The organism is Allobosea thiooxidans, from assembly GCF_900168195.1.
GTDB classification, from domain to species: domain Bacteria; phylum Pseudomonadota; class Alphaproteobacteria; order Rhizobiales; family Beijerinckiaceae; genus Allobosea; species Allobosea thiooxidans.
In genome coordinates, this window is record NZ_FUYX01000004.1 from 1 (window position 1) to 20,274 (window position 20,274).

Annotated in this window: 17 protein-coding genes and 1 tRNA gene; 10 read left to right on the top strand and 8 right to left on the bottom strand. The window is 68.2% G+C overall.

The genetic code is table 11. The features are described from left to right. The 5 genes from B5Y19_RS08240 to B5Y19_RS08260 form a co-directional block, all read right to left on the bottom strand. A partial coding sequence (locus B5Y19_RS08240) for an autotransporter outer membrane beta-barrel domain-containing protein (protein ID WP_139384313.1) occupies positions 1-1,385 on the bottom strand: 1,385 nt, incomplete at its 3' end. After that, complete coding sequence (locus B5Y19_RS08245; RefSeq protein ID WP_139384314.1) at positions 1,382-2,623, bottom strand: hypothetical protein; 1,242 nt, start codon at positions 2,621-2,623, stop codon at positions 1,382-1,384. The genes B5Y19_RS08245 and B5Y19_RS08240, both read right to left, overlap by 4 nt. A 338-nt stretch (positions 2,624-2,961) precedes the next feature. Then, positions 2,962-3,038: transfer RNA gene (locus B5Y19_RS08250), tRNA-His, on the bottom strand. Positions 3,039-3,185: 147 nt separating this feature from the next. Next, complete coding sequence (locus B5Y19_RS26590) at positions 3,186-4,013, bottom strand: phasin family protein (RefSeq protein ID WP_055729872.1); 828 nt, start codon at positions 4,011-4,013, stop codon at positions 3,186-3,188. A gap of 93 nt (positions 4,014-4,106) precedes the next feature. Beyond that, positions 4,107-4,502 carry a phasin gene (locus tag B5Y19_RS08260; protein ID WP_055729871.1) on the bottom strand — a complete coding sequence of 132 codons (396 nt, stop codon included), beginning with the start codon at positions 4,500-4,502 and terminating at the stop codon, positions 4,107-4,109. Between the two features lie 222 nt (positions 4,503-4,724). On the opposite strand from B5Y19_RS08260, the gene B5Y19_RS08265 reads away from it, so the two are divergent. Both B5Y19_RS08265 and B5Y19_RS08270 read left to right on the top strand, forming a co-directional pair. After that, on the top strand, positions 4,725-7,589 hold the full coding sequence (locus tag B5Y19_RS08265; RefSeq protein WP_055729870.1) for an ATP-binding protein: 2,865 nt from the start codon (positions 4,725-4,727) through the stop codon (positions 7,587-7,589). 180 nt (positions 7,590-7,769) lie between these two features. After that, positions 7,770-9,485 (top strand): GGDEF domain-containing protein, encoded by a 1,716-nt coding sequence (locus B5Y19_RS08270; RefSeq protein WP_055729869.1) that lies wholly within the window; start codon positions 7,770-7,772, stop codon positions 9,483-9,485. Between the two features lie 11 nt (positions 9,486-9,496). Here B5Y19_RS08270 and mgtE read toward each other — a convergent pair whose 3' ends face one another. Further along, on the bottom strand, positions 9,497-10,864 hold the full coding sequence (gene mgtE, locus B5Y19_RS08275) for a magnesium transporter (RefSeq protein WP_055729868.1): 1,368 nt from the start codon (positions 10,862-10,864) through the stop codon (positions 9,497-9,499). Positions 10,865-11,196: 332 nt separating this feature from the next. On the opposite strand from mgtE, the gene B5Y19_RS08280 reads away from it, so the two are divergent. The 8 genes from B5Y19_RS08280 (at position 11,197) to B5Y19_RS26795 (ending at position 18,248) form a co-directional block, all read left to right on the top strand. Beyond that, positions 11,197-11,859: a glutathione S-transferase family protein gene (locus B5Y19_RS08280; protein WP_055729867.1), complete on the top strand. Its 663-nt coding sequence runs from the start codon at positions 11,197-11,199 to the stop codon at positions 11,857-11,859. A 72-nt stretch (positions 11,860-11,931) separates the two neighbouring features. Next, the gene (locus tag B5Y19_RS08285) at positions 11,932-12,858 is read left to right on the top strand and encodes a DMT family transporter (protein ID WP_244555531.1); all 927 of its coding nucleotides are present in this window, start codon (positions 11,932-11,934) and stop codon (positions 12,856-12,858) included. Between the two features lie 128 nt (positions 12,859-12,986). Next, positions 12,987-13,973 (top strand): LysR family transcriptional regulator, encoded by a 987-nt coding sequence (locus B5Y19_RS08290; protein ID WP_055729865.1) that lies wholly within the window; start codon positions 12,987-12,989, stop codon positions 13,971-13,973. Continuing rightward, positions 13,973-14,491 carry a tripartite tricarboxylate transporter TctB family protein gene (locus tag B5Y19_RS08295; protein WP_055729864.1) on the top strand — a complete coding sequence of 173 codons (519 nt, stop codon included), beginning with the start codon at positions 13,973-13,975 and terminating at the stop codon, positions 14,489-14,491. Before B5Y19_RS08290 ends, B5Y19_RS08295 begins: the two co-directional genes overlap by 1 nt. A gap of 3 nt (positions 14,492-14,494) precedes the next feature. Beyond that, positions 14,495-15,997 carry a tripartite tricarboxylate transporter permease gene (locus B5Y19_RS08300; RefSeq protein WP_055729863.1) on the top strand — a complete coding sequence of 501 codons (1,503 nt, stop codon included), beginning with the start codon at positions 14,495-14,497 and terminating at the stop codon, positions 15,995-15,997. A 62-nt stretch (positions 15,998-16,059) separates the two neighbouring features. Continuing rightward, positions 16,060-17,034: a tripartite tricarboxylate transporter substrate-binding protein gene (locus tag B5Y19_RS08305; protein ID WP_055729862.1), complete on the top strand. Its 975-nt coding sequence runs from the start codon at positions 16,060-16,062 to the stop codon at positions 17,032-17,034. Between the two features lie 231 nt (positions 17,035-17,265). Continuing rightward, positions 17,266-17,700: a DUF1236 domain-containing protein gene (locus B5Y19_RS08310; RefSeq protein ID WP_079591330.1), complete on the top strand. Its 435-nt coding sequence runs from the start codon at positions 17,266-17,268 to the stop codon at positions 17,698-17,700. Between the two features lie 137 nt (positions 17,701-17,837). After that, the gene (locus tag B5Y19_RS26795) at positions 17,838-18,248 is read left to right on the top strand and encodes a DUF1236 domain-containing protein (RefSeq protein WP_055727113.1); all 411 of its coding nucleotides are present in this window, start codon (positions 17,838-17,840) and stop codon (positions 18,246-18,248) included. A gap of 50 nt (positions 18,249-18,298) precedes the next feature. Here the strand turns inward: B5Y19_RS26795 and upp are convergent, their stop codons facing one another. Together upp and B5Y19_RS08325 are read right to left on the bottom strand one after the other, a co-directional pair. Next, on the bottom strand, positions 18,299-18,940 hold the full coding sequence (upp, locus tag B5Y19_RS08320; RefSeq protein ID WP_055727112.1) for a uracil phosphoribosyltransferase: 642 nt from the start codon (positions 18,938-18,940) through the stop codon (positions 18,299-18,301). A 116-nt stretch (positions 18,941-19,056) separates the two neighbouring features. Next, entirely contained in the window at positions 19,057-20,274 is a 1,218-nt protein-coding gene (locus tag B5Y19_RS08325; RefSeq protein WP_055727111.1) for a URC4/urg3 family protein, read from the bottom strand.

Consider the following 20,274-nt stretch of genomic DNA (forward strand, 5'->3'; position numbering starts at 1 on the left):
CCGGCCTGCAGCGCATAGATGTCGTAGTCGAAATTCGGGCCGTTGCGGAAGATCCCGCCCGGCCCGCCATCCTGGTTACCGTGCGTGCCGATGATCCGGGCCCAGCCGGCCGAGGCATAGGAGCGATTGGCCGCCACCACGCTGTCGGGCAGGCGCACGACGGTGGTGCAGCGGAAGTTCTTCTCCGGATTCTTGCACCAGATCGTGCGCTCCTCGGTGACGGGAGCGGTCTCGAGCGGACGCAATTCGCCCATGCGCTCATGCAGGCTGTCGATGATGGTGCGCCCGTAGATCAGCCCCATCGCCGGCAGCGCCGCATAGAGCGAGACCTCGCGGCGGTAGTCCGGGATCGGCGCCGGCGGCTGCGGGGTCGGGCCCGGGCCGGGCGGCGTCGGCTCAGGCGGCGTCGGGCTGACAACCGAGCGCAGGTACCAGTTGTCCGGCCCCGAGGCATCGAAGCTGCCGCGATAGAGCGAATACTCATACGGACCGGCGACGACGGGGCGCCCCAGCGCGAAGGTGCCGGGAACGGTCGTTCCACCATTCTGCGCCTGGACCACGAGAATGCCGTTGCCCAGCGTGAGATCGCCCGGCCCGGTGGTGTTCGAGACCAGCAAGGCCGAGCTGCCCGAGGCCACGCCCCCGTTGATGACGAGGCGGTCGGACGGCGACCCGTCGGTTCCGAGGAAGGTATTGAGGCCGATCTGACCACCCGAGCCGATATAGTTCTGCGTGGTCAGCGTCTTGTAGCTGGCGAGGACAGCGGGGTCGCCACCCGGGGGCGTGAACTGGATCAGGCCGGCATTGCTGGTGTTCTGGGTCACCGTGGAACTCGCTGTCACGGTCCAGCGGCTGGTCGGATCGATGCCGACATTGGTGACGTCGAAGGCCGCCCCGGTCCAGCTCGAACCGGTCGAGAGATTGATGTTCGCCGTGCTCAGCGACTGAACCAACGCATCGCCGGTCAGCACGCTGCCGTTGGACGCGTCGAACTGCACCGCGGTGGGCTGAAAGCCGGCGCCGTTGTTGAAGGCCCGGAGCAGGAAGTTGCTTCCCGTAATCGTCGTGCCGCTGGCCGTCAGGTTGAGCGGGCCCTGGGCGATGACTGCGGTATCGGCGGTGCTGACGAGGCTGCCGCCCGTCAGGGTCACCGGAATGACCGCCGCCGGCGTCAGGTTGAGCGAGACGAGCCCCGCCGTCCCCGTCCCGGTCGCGAGCGTCGTCGTGTTGGTCAGGTCGATCGAGCCGAAGCCGCCATTGATGAACAGCGCGGCGCCTCCGCCCGATGTCGTGATGCGGGAATCGCGCCCGACGACGCGACCCTCCGAATCGACACGCACGCCGAAGGAGGTGGTGCCCGTCGTCGTGATCGTGTTGTCGGTCATGTCGACGAGGCCGCCAGGCCGGCGTCGACACCGGCTGCTGCGTTCGGGGTCGAGACGGTGATGGTCGTGCCGATGCTGGTGATCACGGCGCCAGCGCCTTGCGCCAGCAGCCCGCTGATCGGGATCGCGCTCGTCACCCCGAAGATCGACCCGACCTGACCGCTCGATGTGACCAGATTGTTGGTCAGAAGCGTGTAGGAGGTCGGGTTCTGCTCGGCGCTGATGTTGATGACGCTGCGTCCGGTCAGGGTGATGTTTCCGCTGGCGCGCGCCCAGGCACCCGCCGCCGCGTTCGGGCCGGTCACGGTCAGGTTATCAAGCGTGATCGTGCCGTTGTTGAAAGCCGCGACACCCGTGCTTCCGGCCTGCCCTCCGACGCCGCTCGCGTTGAGGCTGATCGTCAATCCGCTGCCGATCGCACCGGCAACAGTCGTGTTGTCGACGGAAACGCCGATGCTGCTCGTGGCATTCAGATTGAGCGTGGAGCCGGGAAGCAGCGTCACTTGCCCGCCATCATGCAGGTAGACGCCCATCGCGCCGCGACCGTTCATCGAGACGGGAATGAGCGCGTCGGCAATGACGCGGCTGCCGGGACCGGATGCGCCAAGCCCCACGGCATTGAAAGCACCGGTTGCGATGCTTGTCCCAGCGTGAAGGTTGACGGTCCCGCCGGATTCGGCCACCGCACCATGCCCGGCCGAGACGTTCGGCGTGGAAGTGCCGGTATTATTGATCACCACATTGGTGGCGTCGATCGTACCGCCGATCGAGGCAAGGCCTGCACCTGTGCCGGTCGTGGTGATCGCCACTCCGTTGAGGGTGATGCCGCTGGCTGCCCCATTGGCCAACGCGGCGTGCCCGCCCTGCGTGAGGATGCTGACATTGCCGCTGGGCACCGTGATGGTGCCGCCCGCCGCCTGGAGTGCGTTGCCATTCAGGGTCTGCAAGGCGATGAGGCCCGGCGCAGGACCCAAAAGGCTGTCGAGCACCAGACTACCGCCGGTGACGTTCGTCGCATCGACGGCCAGACCGGTTTGGACGGCCGTGCCACCCAGGACGGTGGTGGTTCCGGTAGTGACATTTATCGTGGCGGTGATCGTAGGAGGGCTGGGCCCGATCGTCTGCGCGTGAACCGGACCTGCCAGCGCCAGCAAGACGAGCACCGAAACACCCGTCAGAAAGGGCGTCGCGGGCCGGCTCGCCCTCACACTCCCAAAGCACTCCTGAGCGAACGCCATACCAGTCCTCCGAGCAGAGAACAAAGACAGCAGCCATAGAAGTAGACTTCAGTATCTTCGCCGAAGCGAATCAACGCTGTCGACAGCGTGAAGACGAAAGAAGGAAGCGTCAATGACGCTCTCAGAATTCATTCACTCTGATTCAATTAAATGATTGCTACCGGCTACTATCCACGAAAAGCACAGCACGCGCTCACCAGCGCGCCTCTTCGCAAACCCGTGGACGGAGAGAGGAGCTTGCGGCCGCCTTGCTTCAGAGGGCATCGCCTTTCCGAGATCGGCCGGGGCCGCGGCGAACCGCCGCCGCCCGGCGCAACGCTCTTAATTTTCTGAAAGAATGGTACAGCCACCCCGGCTCGAACGGGGGACCTCTAGATCCACAATCTAGCGCTCTAACCAACTGAGCTATGGCTGCCCAAACCTGGGCGTGACGACCGGCCGCCTCGGCGGGGGGCGTCAGCGGCGCGGACCCTAGTGCCGGCGCCCCGCTTTTGCAACTGCGTAATTCAACTCCGTCACCGGAATTTCGATACCGCCCGAATCGACGCAGCAGAGGCGGTCGTCAGTCCTTGCGAAGCGCCGCGTTGGCGATGCGCGCCAGCTCCCTCAGATGCTCGGCATAGGATTCGTAGCTGCGCCGAACGGCCTTGGCCTGGAGCGTGATGGCTTCCGAGGCGCTACTGGTGCGTGCCAGCGTCTGCGCCTCGCCCAGCGTCGCCTCGAGCTCGGCGCAGGCATGGTCGAGCATGCGCGCCTGCAGCGCTCCGAAGGCCCGCGCCATGGTCAGCGTCTGGCTCATCACCGTCGCGGTCGTGACAGTCGCTACTTCCGGCGGGCGGGGCAGCGGCACCGATTCGAGCGAAGGCGCGACGGCAGCGGCAGAGGTCTCGGCCCTGGCGGCGGGCGCCGGCTGGGCGGGCGGCTGCGGCGTGGCGAGCGGCTTCGGGCTCGCTGCCGCGGCGCCGGACACGGCCTTGGCGGGAGCAGAGGCCTTGGCAGGCGCGGAAGCCACGGGCTCCGCCACCTTGTGCTTCGCAGCGATCTTCGGCGCCGGGACTTTCGCGACCGGCTTCTCGCGCCGAACCTTGGCGGCAGCGATCTTCTTCACCGGCTTCGGCGCCGTTGAGCTGGAAGCGGCCTTGGCGGGCGCGGCGGCAGGCGCCGGCGGAACGACAGGCGACGACATAGCGGTTGCCGGCCTGGTCGCGACCGGCCTGGCGGCGACAGCGGGGCTCGCGGACGCTTCCGCCGGCGGCGCCTTGGCCGGAGCCGGGTTGGCCACCGGCGGCTTGGCGGCAGCGGTCTCGGCGGACGGCGAGGACAGCGCCTTCACCGGCGACAGGCTGACCGGGGCCTTGGATTTCGTCCTGGTCGGGGCAGGCTTGACCATGGCGGCTCTCCTTCAACGGCAAGCGCGAAGGCCGGGCCCAAAGACCCGGCCGGGACAATCATGGATCGCCGGCGTCGCGAATCAAAAAGGGGCTCAACGCCCCTTCGTCGCCTTGCTGACGGTTTCGGCCGCCTTCGCCGCAGCGTCCTGGGCAGCGGCGCCCAGGTCCTTGAGCTGGTTCTGGAACGAGGCGACCTGCGACTTCAGGAAATCGGACTGATGCTGCATGACCTCAGCGAGGTCCTTGGACTGCACCAGCTTCTGAGCGAAATCGAAGGCCGCGGCGACGTTGCTCTCGGCATAGGCGATGGCCTTGCGGGTCGCTTCCTGCGTGTTGGCGCGGGCGCTCTCGGCCGAGCCATGGGCGCTGTCCACAGCCTTCTGGGCCGCACCGATGAAGCCGTCGAAGGCCTTGCGGGCCTGCTCGACGCTACGCTCGGCGAATTCGCGCATCTCCGTCGGCACTTCGTAAGGCTGCTTGCCGTTCATGAAACCCTCCTTCTCTCGCGACCCGTCCCTAATTTATTGTGCAATGCAATATCATTGTTGCAGTGCAGTGACAACAGCACGCCTCGCGGCGCCCGGGCCCATGTTAACGCTGTTTGGAGGAGAAGCGGGAGAGCGATCTTTGGTTCCATGGATTCGCCGCCGTTTGGGAGCTATTAAAGTTTTGTTAGGCATAACGGGCGCGGATCGAACGAGCAGGCAGGCATGAGCGAAGCCGGACAGGACTGGGCGCGACGGGGCGCGGCGGCGGCCGAGGACGCCGCCCTTGCGTCCTTTGCGGCAGGCGGCGCGCTGCTGCTCTGGGACCCCGTCAACGGCCGGCCGGGCTTCCTCAACGCCGCCGGGCAGGCGCTGCTCGGCCAGGATGAGGCACGAATCAGTTTACCGGCGCAAGCCCGGCAGCGCCTCGACGCACTGGCTGGCGGGCTGGCCTCGACGGCGGGTATCCGGCTCGAAAGGCTGCGACTCGCGCCCGGCTTCGCCGCCGTGCCCGTGACCTGCGGCTGCAAGCTGCTCGCCCTGCCGGATGGCGGCACCGTGCTGGCGATCGCCATCCCGGCGGCGGAGCTGCGGCGCCTCGGAATCACCCCTGCACCGGAAACGGCCCGGCCGACGCCGGCGCCCGAACCCACTCGCGACGAACCCGCGCCGGTGAAACCGGCCGTGATTCGCTTCCTCTGGCAGAGCGGCGACGACGGACGCCTGACGACGCTCTCCGACAACGTCACCGCCTTCACGGGCGCCGCGGCGGCCAACCTGATCGGCCGGCGCTGGCACGACCTGCTCGGCTCGACGATTCTCGACCGTGACGGCGGCCTGCTCGACCGGCTTGCCGGCACCGCGACCTGGAGCGGCCACGACCTGCTCTGGCGCACCGACACGCCCGGCGAAGCGGTGCGGGTCGAGCTTTCGGGCGTGCCGGTTCTCGACGCTGCGCGCGCTCTCACCGGGTTTCGCGGCTTCGGCGTCGCCCGGTTGAACGAGCGCGAGCCCTTCCCCTCGGAGGCCGAAACCGGGCCGCCGGCGGCGATCGACGCCGCGGCGGAGAATGATCCGACCCCGGACGAACGGCCCGAAGCGGAGTCCTCTTCCCTCGCCGAGCCGATTTCCAGCAAGGACGATGCCGAGCCGCAGGCCCCGCAGGCCCCGCAGGACGATGCCGGACGGAAAGCCAGCGCCACCGAGAGCGAGCCATCCGCGTCCGTCGACAGCGACAGCGTCGAGGATCAGCCGCAGGAACCGCCGGCCGAGGCCTCGCCGACCGCGAGCGCGGAGCCGAAGGGCGACAACATCGTTCCGCTGCGCAATGGCGGCCAGCTCGCCGCGCTGCGCCCCGTGCTGGAGCCGTCGAAGCCGCATCTGAGCTCGGCCGAGCGCAACGCGTTCCGCGAGATCGCCAAGGCCCTGGGGGCGCGGCTCGCCGGCGACGACGAGCCGGCCAGCCCGCGTCTGCCGCCGGTCGCACCGCTGCAGGTGAAGGAGCGCGACGCCGCGGAAGCGGAGCCGGACGCCGCATTGCCGGCGCGCCAGCGCAATTCCCACGCCGACGTCCTCGATCGCCTGCCGATCGCCGTATTGGTCAATCGCGGCGACGAGGCGCTCTACGCCAACCGCACGCTGCTCGACCTGCTCGATTTCGCCGACCTCGCCGACCTGAAGGCGGGGGGCCAGGTCAGCCGCCTGATCAAGGAGGTCTCGCGCGCCGAGGGCGGAGCGATGACGCTGATCGACCGCCTCGGCCATCTCGTCGAGGTCGATGCGGTTCTCTCCAGCGTCCACTGGCAGGACGAGCCGGCGACGCTGATGGCATTCCGCCATCCCGCCGGCGGCGGCGAGGTCCAGGTCCTGACGCCGGAAGAGGCCGAGGAAGCGGAGCTTGCCGCCGAGTTTGCTGCCGAGGAAGCCGAATCGGCGGCACGCGTCGAAGCGCTGCGGCTGGATGCCGAAGCCCGCGACGCCCGCATCGCCGAGCTGACCGCCATGCTCGACACCGCGACGGACGGCGTCGTCACCATCGACGACAGCGGTCGCATCCTGTCGCTGAACAAGACCGCCGAGGCGCTGTTCGGCTATGACCAGCGCGAGGTCACGGGTGAGCTCTTCACGCTGCTCTTCGCGGGCGAGAGCCATGCACCGGCTCTCGACTATCTCGAAGGGCTAAAGGGCGGCGGCGTCGCCTCGGTACTCAACGACGGGCGCGAGGTCGTCGGCCGCGTGCGCCAGGGCGGCAAGATCCCGCTCTTCATGACGATGGGCGAGATCTCCCATGGCGCGGAGCGGCGCTTCTGCGCGGTGCTGCGCGACATCACCGCCTGGAAGAAGACCGAGGGCGAGCTCGTCGACGCGCGCAAGGCCGCCGAGATGGCGAGCGCTCAGAAATCCGACGTACTGGCCAAGATCAGCCATGAGATCCGCACGCCTCTCAACGCCATCATCGGGTTCGCCGAGGTGATGGCGGAAGAGCGCTTCGGGCCGATCGCCAACGAGCGCTACAAGGAATATCTGCGCGACATCCACCAGTCGGGCGGCTACGTCATTAGCCTGGTCAACGATCTGCTCGACCTCGCCAAGATCGAGGCCGGCAAGCTCGAGCTCGACTTCGTCGGCGTCAATCTGAACGAGATCGCGCTCTCGACGGTCGCGCTGCTGCAGCCGGAAGCGCAGCGCGGGCGCGTGGTGCTGCGCTCGGGGCTGTCACCGAAGCTGCCGCCGGTCGTCGCCGACGAACGCTCGATCCGCCAGATCGCGATCAACCTGCTCTCGAATGCGGTGAAGTTCACCGATGCCGGCGGGCAGGTCATCATCTCGACGGCTCTCGGCGATCAGGGAGAGGCGATCCTGCGGGTGCGCGACACCGGCATCGGCATGGACGACGACGAGCTCAAGCTCGCCCTCGAACCCTTCCGGCAGGTGCCGACGACGCGTCGCTCGGGCGGCACGGGCCTGGGCCTGCCGCTGACCAAGGCGCTCGTCGAGGCCAACCGTGCCGCCATGTCGATCACCAGCGTCAAGAAGGAAGGCACGCTGGTCGAGATCACCTTCCCGCCCCAGCGCGTGCTGGCGAGCTGAGGCGGCGGGATCCCCGTTCGCCCTGCCGGCAACGGCGCCGCCGGACGGCATCGCCGAGAGATGCCCTTTGGGCAACGCCCTTCCCATACCCCGTCCTGGATGATATCGGACGCGTAGCGCGACCCCCACCCGGAAGCCGAAGAGGCCTCTCCGAGAGCGAGGATATCCACGCGTCGCATCATGCGCATCCGGCAATTCACCCTCACCCAGTCCGCACTCGCGGCGATTGGGCTCATGCTCGCCTGTTCGCTCGCGCTCGGCGGCAGCCTGCTCTGGCACCACTACGCCGCGCTCAGCGGCAGTGCACGGACCCTCGCCCGCCTCGACGCCTTCAGCCTGGTGCTCGATGCAGCCAACCGGATCTCGGCCGAGCGCGGCCCCACCAACGCCGCCCTCGGCGGCGATCTGACCGAGCATGACCCGGTGCGGCTCCGCCTGCAGGCCTTCCGTCGCGCGAGCGATGCCGCGATCGCCCGCATTCCGCCTGCGCTGGCACCAGTCGCCGCGCCGATGCAGGCCCAGCTCGACCGGGCGCGCGGCGAGGTCGATGCGCTGCTGGCACGGCCCCGTGCCCAGCGCGGCGGCAGTGACATCGAGGCGGCGATCCTGGCGATGTTCACCGCCTATGATGCGACGATGCCCGTCGCCGACATGGCGATGGACAAGCTCCTCGCAGGCGATTCCGCGCTGATCGGCCATGCGCTGGTCGCCCGCATGCTCGGTGAGCTGCGGGACTATGCCGGGCGGCTGGGCTCCTATCTCGTCATCTCGATCGTCCGCGGCGAGCCGCTCGCCGGCGCTTCCCGGCAGGCTTTCGAAGAGACGCGCGGGCGCATCCTCGAGCTGTGGCGGCTTATCGATTCGCAAACCGCCGTGCACGTGGCCGGCCTCGCAGCACGGGCGCGTCAGGACACCGAAGAGCTCTTCTTCGGCAAGGGGATCCGGCTGATCGAACAGACACGGGCGCAACTGGATGCCAGCCAGTATCGCGGCTCTCCCGAGCATTTCACCGATGCGATCGTGCCCAGCTTCACGCCGATCGAACAGCTGCGCGATCGTTTCATCAGCTCCGTCGCCCAGCGCTTCGATGCGACCTACCGCCATGCCAGGGCTGATTTCGTCCTCGCGGTGATCGGCACGGCGCTGGTGCTGGCGGTCCAGCTGGCGCTGCTGTTCATCAGCCGTCGCTTCCTGTTCAGGCCGCTCATGCTGGCGCATACCCGCGTCGTCGACCTGGCAAACGGCAAGCTCCACCAGCCCGCGGTTCCCAAGCAGCTGCGCAGCGAAATGCGCGACCTGTTCCAGGCGCTGGAGACACTGCGCAGCCGATTGATCGAACGTGAGCAGCTCGATGCCGAGCGGCTGCGGCTGACCGCGCGCCTGCGAATTCAGGCCGACACCGATGGGCTGACCGGCGTCCTCAACCGCGGCGCCCTCGAAAGGCTGGTGCAGAAGATTGCCGGCAACCCCGAAAGGAAGCGGACGGTCGGGCTTATCCTGCTCGACATCGACCACTTCAAGGCCATCAACGACGACCTCGGCCACGTCGCCGGGGACGCGGCGCTGCGCGCCCTCGCCCAGAGGCTGCAGGAAGCGCTGCGCGACGAAGACGTCGTCGCCCGCTTCGGTGGCGAGGAGTTCGCCATCCTCATCCTCGACGACCATGCCGCGGAAACGGACACGCTCGCGGATGTCGCGGAGAGGCTCCGCGGCTGGATCGAAGCCCGGCCCGTCAGGCTGGATAACGGGACGGAGATCGCCATAACCGTGAGCATCGGCGTCGCCACGGCCAATGCCGGGCCACAGATGTGGCCCGAATTGCTCAGAGCCGCCGATTCCGCGCTCTATCGCGCCAAACGGGAGGGCCGCAACCGCGTCGCGATCGCAGAGGCCTGATCCCGTTCCGGCTACAGCATCGTCCCGGTCAGGATCAGGGCGGCGACGCCGAAATAGATGATCAGGCCGGTGACATCGACCAGCGTCGCCACGAAGGGCGCCGAGGCGCTGGCCGGGTCGAAGCCGAGCCGCTTCAGCGCGAAGGGCAGCATCGAGCCGGCGAGCGAGCCGAAGGTGACGATGCCCAGCAGCGCGGCGCCGACCGTCGCCGCCACCAGCACCCAGTGCGGCCCGTAATCGTAGAAGCCGGCCCATTGCCACAGGATGATGCGAACCACGCCGATCGCACCGAGAATGGTGCCGAGCGTCAGGCCGGTCGGCACCTCGCGCAGCGCGACCCGCCACCAGTCCTTCAGCGTGACCTCGCGCAGCGCCAGCGCCCGGATGATCAGCGAGGTCGCCTGCGAGCCGGAATTGCCGCCCGAGCTCATGATCAGCGGGATGAACAGCGTCAGCACGATCGCCTTCTCGAGCTCGCCCTCGAAATGCTGCATGACCGAGGCGGTCAGCATCTCGCCGAGCAGCAGGATCGAAAGCCAGCCGGCGCGTTTGCGGATCATGCCGAGGAAGCCGATCTCGTTGTAGGGCTGGTCGAGCGCCTCCATGCCGCCGAGCTTCTGCACGTCCTCGGTCGTCTCGGCGATCATGGCGTCGATGACGTCGTCGAAGGTGACGATGCCGATGACATGGTCGTCGTCATCCACGACCGGAACGGCGAGCAGGTCGTATTTGGTGATGAGGCGCGCCACCTCCTCCCGGTCGATCTCGGGCGTCACCGTGATCGGCTTGTGCGCCGGCACCACCGATTCGACCGGCGCGTCCGGATCGCCGGCGATCAGGCGCCGCAGCGAGACCGCGCGCACCAGCTTCCGCGTGGCGGCATCGAGCACATAGATCGCATAGACCGTCTCGCGCGAGCGCTCGACGCGGCGGATATGGTCGATCGTCTGCTGCACCGACCAGCTCGAGGGTACGCTGACGAACTCCGTCGTCATGATCGAGCCGGCGCTGTGCTCGGGATAGGCCAGCAGCTTCTTGAGATCCGAGCGGGTCTGGCGGTCGATGCGCCCGCTCAGGCGCGCCGCGGTCTCCTCGTCGAATTCCTGGAAGACGTCGGCGGCGCGGTCGGCCGACATGGCGGAGAGCAGCGCGCCGGCGCGGCCCTCGGGCAGTAGCGCAAGCGCCTCGGCGGCGGCGCCGAATTCAGGCTGATCGAGCACCTCGACGGCCCGCTCGAAGGGCAGCTCGCCCAGGACATGCGCGATGGTCGCGATATCCTGCTCGTTCAGCGTCTCGACGATGTCGGCGACGTGTTCCTGCGCCAGCGTCTGGGCCAGCGTCACGGCAAGGAGGTCCGTCGTGGCGGCGGTATCGTTCATGGCTCTATTCCTTGCGATCGGGCCGTCATGGCCGGATCGCAGGCGAGCCGGGCAACCCGGTCAGGCGCGCGAGGCGGCGGCAGACGGCTTCGACTGTCGGCTGGGACTGTCGCTTGGCATCGGGTTGAAGTTTCCTGTGAGCAGCCGGCCGGAGGCCGGAAGCAGGAGGCCAATGCACCCGACGCGCGCCGAGGTCAAACGGATTCTGCACGCCCGGGCGTCTGATCATGCGCATTGGCCGTGATCGGCGCCCGTCCTATTGTCGCGACGACGGAATCGGCGCCTGTGCCGGATCCGTCGTCGATCCGCTCTCTCTCGCTGGAACTCCGCCGATGTCCCTGACCATCTACGGCTGCTACCGCTCGCGCGCGACGCGCGTCATCTGGCTCGCCAACGAGCTCGGCCTGCCGTTCACGCATGTGCCGGTGATCCAGGCCTACCGCCTGCCGGACCCGCAGGCCCCGGGCGTGCCCCTGCACACCCGCAGCGCCGAATTCCTCAGGATCAACCCGAACGGCCATATCCCGAGCATCGACGACAACGGCTTCAAACTGCACGAATCGCTGGCGATCAACCTCTACCTCGCGCGCAAGCATGGCGGGCCGCTGGCACCGCAGAACGCGCAGGAGGAAGGCCTCGCGGTGATGTGGGCGCTCTGGGCCGCGACCGAGTGCGAGACCCATGCGCTCAACCTGCAGTTCCATCTCGCCGCCTATCCGCCGGAGAAGCGCAAGCCCGAGCTGGTCGAGGCCGCGCTCGCAGCCCTGCCCGGCCCCTTCTCGGTGCTCGACCGGACGCTGGCCGAGGGCAATGGCTATGTGATGGGCGGCCGCTTCACCGTCGCCGACATCAACGTCGCCGAGGTGATCCGCTACGCCAAGCCGGCGACGCAGCTCTTCGATGCCCATCCCCACGTCAAGGCCTGGCTCGACGCCTGCCAGGCGCGGCCGGCCTTCAAGGCGATGTGGCAGGCGCGCGACGCCGAAGCCGCCTGAGGCAGGAAACGGGTGGAGAGCGAGCCGGTGCGAGCCTATCGCTCCGGCTCGCTTTCATCGTGCAGGCCCCAGATGTCATCGCCCTCCCCCTCGCAGCCCGTCATGGACCTGAGCGACTGGCTCCTGCTCCTGCTGCTCTCCCTGCTTTGGGGCGCCTCCTTCTTCTTCGGCAAGATCGCCGTCTCGGAATGGCCCCCGCTCGCGGTGGTGCTGGCGCGCGTCGGCATGGCGGCTGCGGCGCTGCTGCTGGTGGTGCGTCTGTCGGGGCTGTCGATGCGCGTCGGCGGGCGGATGTGGCTCGCCTTCTTCGGCATGGGCCTGCTCAACAACCTGATCCCGTTCGGGCTGATCTTCTGGGGCCAGACGCAGATCGCCAGCGGCCTCGCCTCGATCCTCAACGCCACGACGCCGCTCTTCGGCGTCATCGTCGCCCATCTCTTCGGGCAGGACGAGAAGGCGACCGGGCTCAAGCTCGCCGGGGTCGGCGCCGGCATCGTCGGCGTCGCGATCCTGATGGGCCCCGATGCGATCGGCGGTGTCTCGGGCGCGTTGCTGCCGCAGCTGGCCTGCCTGGCAGCCGCCCTGTCCTATGGCTTTGCCGGCCTCTACGGCCGGCGGTTCCGAGGTCTGCCGCCCCTGGTCACGGCCGCGGGACAGGTCAGCGCCACGACCGTGATGACCATCCCGCTGGTGATCGCCTTCCATCCGCCCTGGAAGCTGCCCGTGCCGAGCGCCCCGGTCGCTTTGTCGCTCATCGGGCTGGCGCTGCTCTCGACGGCACTGGCCTATGTCATCTTCTTCCGAATCATGCGCCGGGCCGGCGGCACCAACGTCATGCTGGTGACGTTCCTGATTCCGGTCAGCGCCATCCTGCTGGGCTGGGGCATCCTCGGCGAAGCGCTGCTGCCACGGCATTTCCTGGGGATGGCGGCGATCGCCGCCGGGCTCGCGCTGATCGACGGGCGGCTGTTCGGCCCGGCGCGCGCGAGGCCGGCCTAGGCCCAAAGACTTTATTGCCCAAAAATTATGAATTGCTATAGGGTCGACTCATCGGCTGGAGTCGCTATTGGGCACGGCCCACTGAAGAGATATCGCGGCAAGCGGTACCGGGGAACAGGGGACGGCCAATGGATGTGCGGCAACTGCGATGCTTCATCGCGGTGGCGGAAGAGCTGCATTTCGGCCGCGCGGCCGAGCGGCTCGGCGTCGCGCCGCCCGCCCTCTCACGACAGATCAGCGCCCTTGAGGACGAACTCGGCGTCGCCCTGCTGACGCGCACGACCCGTCAGGTCGCGATGACCCGGGCCGGGCTGATCATGCTCGAGGAGGCGAAGGGCATCCTCGTCAAGATGGAGCATGCGTCCCGCGCCGTGCGCGAGGCCTCGCTCGCCTCGGGCAAGGTGCTGCGCGTCGGCGCGATCGACGCGGCTTCGTCGAGCTTCGTGCCGGAAGCGCTGGTCGCCTTCCGGGCGCGGTTCCCCGGCATCGAGATCAAGTTCGTCGAGGCGATGACGGCCGCGCTGATCCAGATGCTGGAATCCGGCAAGCTCGACCTCGCCCTCACCCGCCCCCCGCGCAAGCCGACCGATTGCGCCTTCGAGATCCTGCGGGTGGAACGGCCGATCGTGGTGCTCAACGAGGCGCACCCGCTGGCGGCACGCGAGCATCTGACGATGCTCGATCTCGTCGGCGAGCCCTTCGTCGTGCCGTCCAAGCGCATCCGGCCCTATGCCTACGACCTCGTCATGGCCTATTTCGAGAGCGTCGGCGCGGTGCCGAACGTCACCATCGAGGCTACCGAGAAGCCCGCCATGATGTCGGCGGTCGCGGCCGGCCTCGGCATGGCGCTGGCACCGGACTGGGTCTCACGGCTATCCTTCCCCGGCGTGACGATGCGGCGCCTGCGCGGGGCGCTGCTCGACCCACCGCCGCCCGGCGCGCTCGTCGGCGTCGCCTGGCGGCCGCAGCAGAAGCTGCCCTCCCGCGACGACTTCCTGGCCATCCTGAGAGAGAGCGTCACGCTGCTCGACGATCGCCAGTCCCTCTCCCTCGCCCCTTCCCCCAAACCGCAGAAACGGACAGCCCGCGCAGGGTCGCCGATCGGAGGAGCCTGATGAGTCTCAACCAGATAGAACGGGCGCAGGGCCTGCGCGTGCGATCGACACAGGATCTGGCCGGCGGCCTGTTCATGATCGTTCTGGCATTCGGCGCCTTCGTCTTCACCTGGGACCTGCCGGCAGGCAGCCTGCGCCAGCTCGGCCCCGGCATGCTGCCGAAGGCCTTCGCCGTGATCTGCGCGGCGCTGGGCGCGCTGCTCGTGCTAACCTCACTGCGCTACCATGGCGAGAAGCTCCAGGGCTGGTCCTGGAAGGGCATCTTCTTCGCGCTGGGCGGAGCCTGCCTGTTCGCCCTCACCATCCGCGGCTTCGAATTCGGCCCGATCCGGGTGCCGGCATTGGGCCTGCTCGTCGCCGGGCCGCTGCTGATCGCCTTCTCCGGCCTCGCAGCCGACGACCGCCGGATCAAGGAGCTGCTGATCTTCGCCGTCGCCATGTCGGCCGGCTGCATCCTGCTGTTCAAATACGCGTTGGGCCTGCCGATCCCGCTCGCACCCTGGCTTCTGGGTATCTGAGCGATGATGGAGACATTCGCCCATCTTTCGCTCGGCTTCGGCGTCGCCCTGACATTCAAGAACATCGCGCTCTGCTTCGCCGGCTGCCTGATCGGCACGCTGATCGGCGTGCTGCCCGGCGTGGGCCCGATCGCGACGATCTCGATCCTGCTGCCGATCACCTTCGGCCTCGACCCGACCGGCGCGCTGATCATGCTGGCGGGCATCTATTACGGCGCCCAATACGGCGGCTCCACCACCGCGATCCTGGTCAACATTCCGGGAGAGGCGACCGCCGTCGTCACGACCCTGGACGGCCACCAGATGGCCAAGCAGGGCCGCGCCGGCATCGCGCTCGGCACGGCGGCGATCGGCTCCTTCTTCGCCGGCTGCGTCGCGACCGTGATCATCGCCGCGCTCGGCGCGCCGCTGACCAAGCTCGCCCTGCTGTTCGGCCCGGCCGAGTATTTCTCGCTGATGGTGATGGGCCTGTGCTTCGCCGTCGTGCTGGCGCGCGGCTCGATCCTCAAGGCCTTCTGCATGATCATGCTGGGCCTGCTGCTCTCGACGGTCGGCACCGATCTCGAGACCGGGCAGGAGCGGCTGACCTTCGGCGTCGCCTCGCTGATGGACGGCATCGACTTCTCGGTGCTGGCGATGGGCGTGTTCGGCTTCGCCGAAGTGCTGCGCAACCTCGAGAACCCAGAGGCGCGCGACGTGGTCAAGGCCAAGATCGGGCGGCTTTTGCCCGGGTGGGACGACCTCAAGCAGTCTGCCGCCCCCGTGCTGCGCGGCACCTTCATCGGCGGCATTCTCGGCATCCTGCCCGGCAACGGCGCCGTCCTCGGCCCCTTCGCCAGCTACACCGTGGAGAAGAAGATCGCCAAGGATCCGTCGCGCTTCGGCAAGGGCGCGATCGAGGGCGTCGCCGGGCCGGAATCGGCCAACAACGCCGGCGCGCAGACCGCCTTCATTCCGCTGCTCACCCTCGGCATCCCGCCGAATGCGGTGATGGCGCTGATGGTCGGCGCGATGACGATCCACGGCATCATCCCCGGCCCGCAGGTGATGACCCGCAACCCCGAACTGTTCTGGGGCATGGTCGCCTCGATGTGGGTCGGCAACCTGATGCTCCTGATCATCAACCTGCCGCTGGTCGGCGTGTGGGTGAAACTGCTGCAGGTGCCCTACCGACTGATGTTCCCGGCGATCCTGATCTTCTGCTGCATCGGCATCTACTCGGTGAACAACCAGCCGCTCGACGTCGCCTTCACGGCGCTGTTCGGCCTGTTCGGCTACCTGCTGATCAAGCTCGGCTTCGAGCCCGCGCCGATGCTGCTTGGCTTCGTGCTCGGCAAGCTGATGGAGGAGAAGCTCCGGCAGGCGCTGATCATCTCGCGCGGCTCATTCATGACCTTCGTCGAGCGGCCGATCTCCGCCGGGCTGCTTGTCGTCGCCGTGCTGGTGCTGGTCATCGCGCTGCTGCCGTCGATCGCGAAGAAGCGCGACGAGGTCTTCACCGAATGACGGGGTTGCCCCAGGCAGGGCGCCCCCCCAATTTTCAATCAAACCCTAGGGAGGGAACATCTATGAAGAAGCTTGTTCTTGGCCTCGCCGCCGCCGCGGCGCTGAGCTTCGCCGGCGGCGCCCAGGCGCAAGGCTATCCCACGAAGCCGATCACCATGATCGTGCCCTTCGCAGCTGGCGGGCCGACCGACATCATCGCCCGCATCGTCGCCGACAACATGTCGAAGACGCTCGGCCAGCAGATCGTGATCGAGAACGTCGCGGGCGCCGGCGGCACCACCGGCATCACCCGCGCCGTGACCGCCGCGCCGGACGGCTACACCATCGCGATGGGCCATCTCGGCACCTTCTCGGCGGCGCCCGCCACCTATCCGGGCCTGAAATACGACCCGATCAACGGCATGCAGACCATCGGCCTCGCCGGCGGCACGCCGATCCTGATCGTCGCGCGCAAGAACCTCGAGGCGCCCGACCTCAAGGCCTTCGTCGCCGCCGTCAAGGCCAACCCGGACAAGTTCAACGAGGCCCATGCCGGCCTCGGCTCAGTCTCCTGGACCACCTGCACCCTGTTCAAGGGCATTCTCGGCACGCCGAAGATCAACGCGGTCGCCTATCGCGGCACGGGCCCGGCGCTGAACGACCTCGTCTCCGGCCAGGTCGACTTCATGTGCGACCAGATCGTCTCGGTGGCCGAACAGGTCCGCTCCAACACGATCAAGGCCTATGCCATCGCCTCGGCCGAGCGCTCGCCGGCGCTGCCCGACGTCCCGACCACCAAGGAAGCCGGCCTGCCGGACTACCAGATCGAGGCCTGGAACGGCATCGCCGGGCCGAAGGGCATGCCCAAGGAGGCCGTGGACAAGCTGGTCGACGCCCTCAACAAGGCGCTCAATGACGAGGGCACCAAGAAGCGCCTGCTCGATCTCGGCACCGTGCTGCCGACGGCGGAGGAGCGTACCCCGGCCGGCTTCGCCGCCCTGATCAAGCGCGACGCCGACAAGCTGACGCCGGCGCTCTCCGCCGCCCCGAAGCAGTAACCCGGCCGCGAAACGACACGATCGGCGGCGGGCCCTGTCGGGCCCGCCGTTTTCGTTTCGCCCGGGGCCGCGGCTTCTCCCGCAAGACTCCTGAACTGACAAGCCATTGTTTCATCAGCGATTTTTGTGGCCCGTTGCCGGGCGTTAACATCTCGTGACCCCGCCATGGTGGAACAGCTCCGCCGGCCATCCGGTTGTCTCTCCGAAGTTCGCTTCGAAAGGAGAGACATCATGTTCAAGAAACTTGCTCTTGTAGCCGCCCTGACCATCACCCCGGCCGTCGCCTTCGCCCAGAGCCAGCCGCCCTCAGGCGGCGCCGTCGGCGGCGCGACCAGCGGCGCTGCGGCGGGTGCGGTCGGCGGCGCGGTTGTCGGCGGCCCGGTGGGTGCGGTCGTCGGCGGCGTCGGCGGCGCGGTCGTCGGTGCGATCGTCGGCGACGTCGCGGAGCCCAAGTTCCGGACCTATGTCGTCGAGCAGCGCGTGCCGTCCTACACCTATGCCGAGCCGGTCGCGGTCGGCACGGTGCTCCCGGCCGAGGGCGTCGTTTATCGCCGCCTGCCGGCCGAGTACGGCCCCAGCGCCTCGAACTACAGCTACACGGTGGTGAACGACCGCACCGTCATCGTCGAGCCGCAGACTCGCCGCGTGGTGCAGATCATCGATTGACACCCGTCCCTCTGCATGAATGGGCCCGTCCCGGCAACGGGGCGGGCCTATCTCGTTCTTGTGATCGGCGAGGCACGAAACTGCCGCAGGCTGCGCGCATTCTTGCCATGGGGCGAGGCAGATATCGGAGGTCGATCATGATCAAGCGGCTTCTACTGGCAGCCGTTCTTGCAGCCATTCCCGCAACCGCTTTCGCGCAGGACAAGGGACCCATCATCCGCGATCCCAACGGCGGCTCCATGCATGACCCGGTCCTGGCCGGCAGGGAGACGAACTTCGTGCCGTTCTTCGCGCCGCCCCCACGGGCTCACGCCGCCGGGATGATCAACGACGATGCCGCCTTCCGGAACTATGTGATGGCGCAGCGCATGCGGTCATATCGCTATGCCGAGCCGGTCGAAGTCGGCACCGTGCTGCCGGCGCGCGGCGTCGTCTATCGCAACGTGCCCGCGGAATATGGTGCGCCCGGCTATCGCTACACCGTCGTGAACAACGAAGCCGTCATCGTCGAGCCGCGCACGCGCCGCGTGGTCGAAATCATCGAGTGACACAACACAGCATGGCCCCGGGCCGGGAACGGCGCGGGGCCTAGCGAGGCTCAGCGCGTGCCGAACATCCGGTCGCCGGCATCGCCGAGGCCCGGTACGATGTAGCCGTGGTCGTTGAGGCGCTCGTCGATCGCCGCCGTCCAGATCCGGACATCGGGATGGGCGCCGCGTAGCCGGGCGATGCCTTCCGGGGCGGCGAGCAGGCAGACGAAGCGCAGATCCTTCGCCCCGCGCTCCTTGAGACGCTCGACCGCGGCTACGGCGGAGTTGGCCGTCGCCAGCATCGGGTCCATCACCACGATCATGCGGTCGGCGATGTCCGACGGCGCCTTGAAGTAATATTCCACCGCCTGGAGCGTGTCGGGATCGCGGTAAAGGCCGATATGGGCGACGCGCGCCGCCGGCACGAGCTCAAGCATGCCGTCGAGGAAGCCGACGCCCGCCCGCAGGATCGGGGCGAAGACCAGCTTCTTGCCGGAGATGATCGGCTGCATCGATTTCTGCAGCGGCGTCTCGATCTCGATCAGCTCGGTCGGAAGGTCGCGCGTCACCTCGTAGCAGAGCAGCATGCCGATCTCGTTGAGGAGCTGGCGGAAGCTCTTGGTCGAGCGGTCCTTCTCGCGCATCAGCGTCAGCTTGTGCTGGACCAGCGGGTGATCGACGACGGTGACGCCGTCCTGGCTCGCAGTCATACGCCCGTTTCCCCTCTTCTTCTCAACCTTCGCCGCAACCCCGGACAGGCGGCCCCGGCCGCGCCAATCCGGGGTCCTTGCACTCGCCCGGGAGTGACCAAGGACCGACGCGGAACCTAAAATACAGTGCCGTCGCTGACGATGCTCAGCGGCGGGCCGCCATCCACACGCTTTTCACGCGCGATGCGTCGGCCTGCGGCCCAGCTGCCGCCTTCGAGCACCTTGGCGAGCGGCAGTTCTTCGCGCGAGCGGCGCAGCCGCCGGCGGATCAGCGCCGCGATTTCGTCGAGCAGTGCGACGGTCAGCGCCCGCCACTCGACCACCAGAGGCGAGGAAACCTCGTGGGCCTTCCGCGCATCCGCCTCATCCTTCAGCGCGAGTACGCCGCTGTCGAGGAACAGCCCGCCGTTGCGGTATTCGGGCAGGCCTGTCAGCTCGTCGATGCCGACGACGGTGATGCCGGCCCATTGCAGCGGCTCGATCAGCGAATAGGTCAGCCATTGCGAGAGCTTGTGGAAGGGAACCAGTCCCTCGGTCGGCTCGCCCGGCGCGACCAGCGGGTGGCGCCAGGTATCGCCCAGCGCCACGCCCGCCAGCATCAGCCGCGAAGGCCAGATGCCGCCGAAGGTCGCCAGCACCTCGCCGAGCATGTGCGGCGCACGCAGCATCCCGGTCTCGGCGGCGGCAGCGAAGCGGTCGAACAGGTCGCCGGGACGCGCCAGCCCCTGCCGCTCCAGCTCCTCGCCGAGGCGATTCAGCAGCGCCGCGCGCCCTTCGAGCGCGAGCAGCGGATTGTCCGGCCCGGCCTGGAAGCCCTGCGCCAGGGCCGCGGCGTCGAGATGCCTGAGGGCGGCGGCGTCGGCACGCAGCGGATCGGCCGGATCGCTGGAGAACAGGCCCGCCGCGAACATGTCGAGCGAAGCCAGCGCGAGTCCCTCGGAGCGGCCGATGTCGCGGCCGGTCACCGTGTCGCGATAGCGCCAGTCCGGCCCGGCCCCGGCATCGAGCAGGACGCTAACCACCGCGAGGTCATAGGCGGCGCGGCCGCGGGCTGCCGGATCGGAGAAGCCGGCAGCCTGGTCGAGCCTGCGCCAGCGATCGTCGCCCGCGACGACAAAATGGCGCCAGCGCGCATGGAAGGGGATGTCGAGCGTCGGATAATTCGCGCGAATGGTCTCGAGCACATAGTCGGCGCAGGCCTCCAGCCGCTCCGGACGGATCTCGAAATGCAGCAGCCGGCCGGCGAGCCCGAGCTCCAGCATCTCCCGCGCGCGCTCGCGCACGGCGGCAGGTTTCAACAGGGCACGGAACGTCTCGGGATCGCGGTCAGGCAT

What these genes read in the sequence shown, in the direction of transcription:
- B5Y19_RS08245 (WP_139384314.1), bottom strand. Translation starts at nt 2,623, where the DNA reads ATGGCGTTCGCTCAGGAGTGCTTTGGGAGTGTGAGGGCGAGCCGGCCC.
- B5Y19_RS26590 (WP_055729872.1), bottom strand. Translation starts at nt 4,013, where the DNA reads ATGGTCAAGCCTGCCCCGACCAGGACGAAATCCAAGGCCCCGGTCAGC.
- B5Y19_RS08260 (WP_055729871.1), bottom strand. Translation starts at nt 4,502, where the DNA reads ATGAACGGCAAGCAGCCTTACGAAGTGCCGACGGAGATGCGCGAATTC.
- B5Y19_RS08265 (WP_055729870.1), top strand. Translation starts at nt 4,725, where the DNA reads ATGAGCGAAGCCGGACAGGACTGGGCGCGACGGGGCGCGGCGGCGGCC.
- B5Y19_RS08270 (WP_055729869.1), top strand. Translation starts at nt 7,770, where the DNA reads ATGCGCATCCGGCAATTCACCCTCACCCAGTCCGCACTCGCGGCGATT.
- mgtE (WP_055729868.1), bottom strand. Translation starts at nt 10,864, where the DNA reads ATGAACGATACCGCCGCCACGACGGACCTCCTTGCCGTGACGCTGGCC.
- B5Y19_RS08280 (WP_055729867.1), top strand. Translation starts at nt 11,197, where the DNA reads ATGTCCCTGACCATCTACGGCTGCTACCGCTCGCGCGCGACGCGCGTC.
- B5Y19_RS08285 (WP_244555531.1), top strand. Translation starts at nt 11,932, where the DNA reads ATGTCATCGCCCTCCCCCTCGCAGCCCGTCATGGACCTGAGCGACTGG.
- B5Y19_RS08290 (WP_055729865.1), top strand. Translation starts at nt 12,987, where the DNA reads ATGGATGTGCGGCAACTGCGATGCTTCATCGCGGTGGCGGAAGAGCTG.
- B5Y19_RS08295 (WP_055729864.1), top strand. Translation starts at nt 13,973, where the DNA reads ATGAGTCTCAACCAGATAGAACGGGCGCAGGGCCTGCGCGTGCGATCG.
- B5Y19_RS08300 (WP_055729863.1), top strand. Translation starts at nt 14,495, where the DNA reads ATGATGGAGACATTCGCCCATCTTTCGCTCGGCTTCGGCGTCGCCCTG.
- B5Y19_RS08305 (WP_055729862.1), top strand. Translation starts at nt 16,060, where the DNA reads ATGAAGAAGCTTGTTCTTGGCCTCGCCGCCGCCGCGGCGCTGAGCTTC.
- B5Y19_RS08310 (WP_079591330.1), top strand. Translation starts at nt 17,266, where the DNA reads ATGTTCAAGAAACTTGCTCTTGTAGCCGCCCTGACCATCACCCCGGCC.
- B5Y19_RS26795 (WP_055727113.1), top strand. Translation starts at nt 17,838, where the DNA reads ATGATCAAGCGGCTTCTACTGGCAGCCGTTCTTGCAGCCATTCCCGCA.
- upp (WP_055727112.1), bottom strand. Translation starts at nt 18,940, where the DNA reads ATGACTGCGAGCCAGGACGGCGTCACCGTCGTCGATCACCCGCTGGTC.
- B5Y19_RS08325 (WP_055727111.1), bottom strand. Translation starts at nt 20,274, where the DNA reads ATGCCTGACCGCGATCCCGAGACGTTCCGTGCCCTGTTGAAACCTGCC.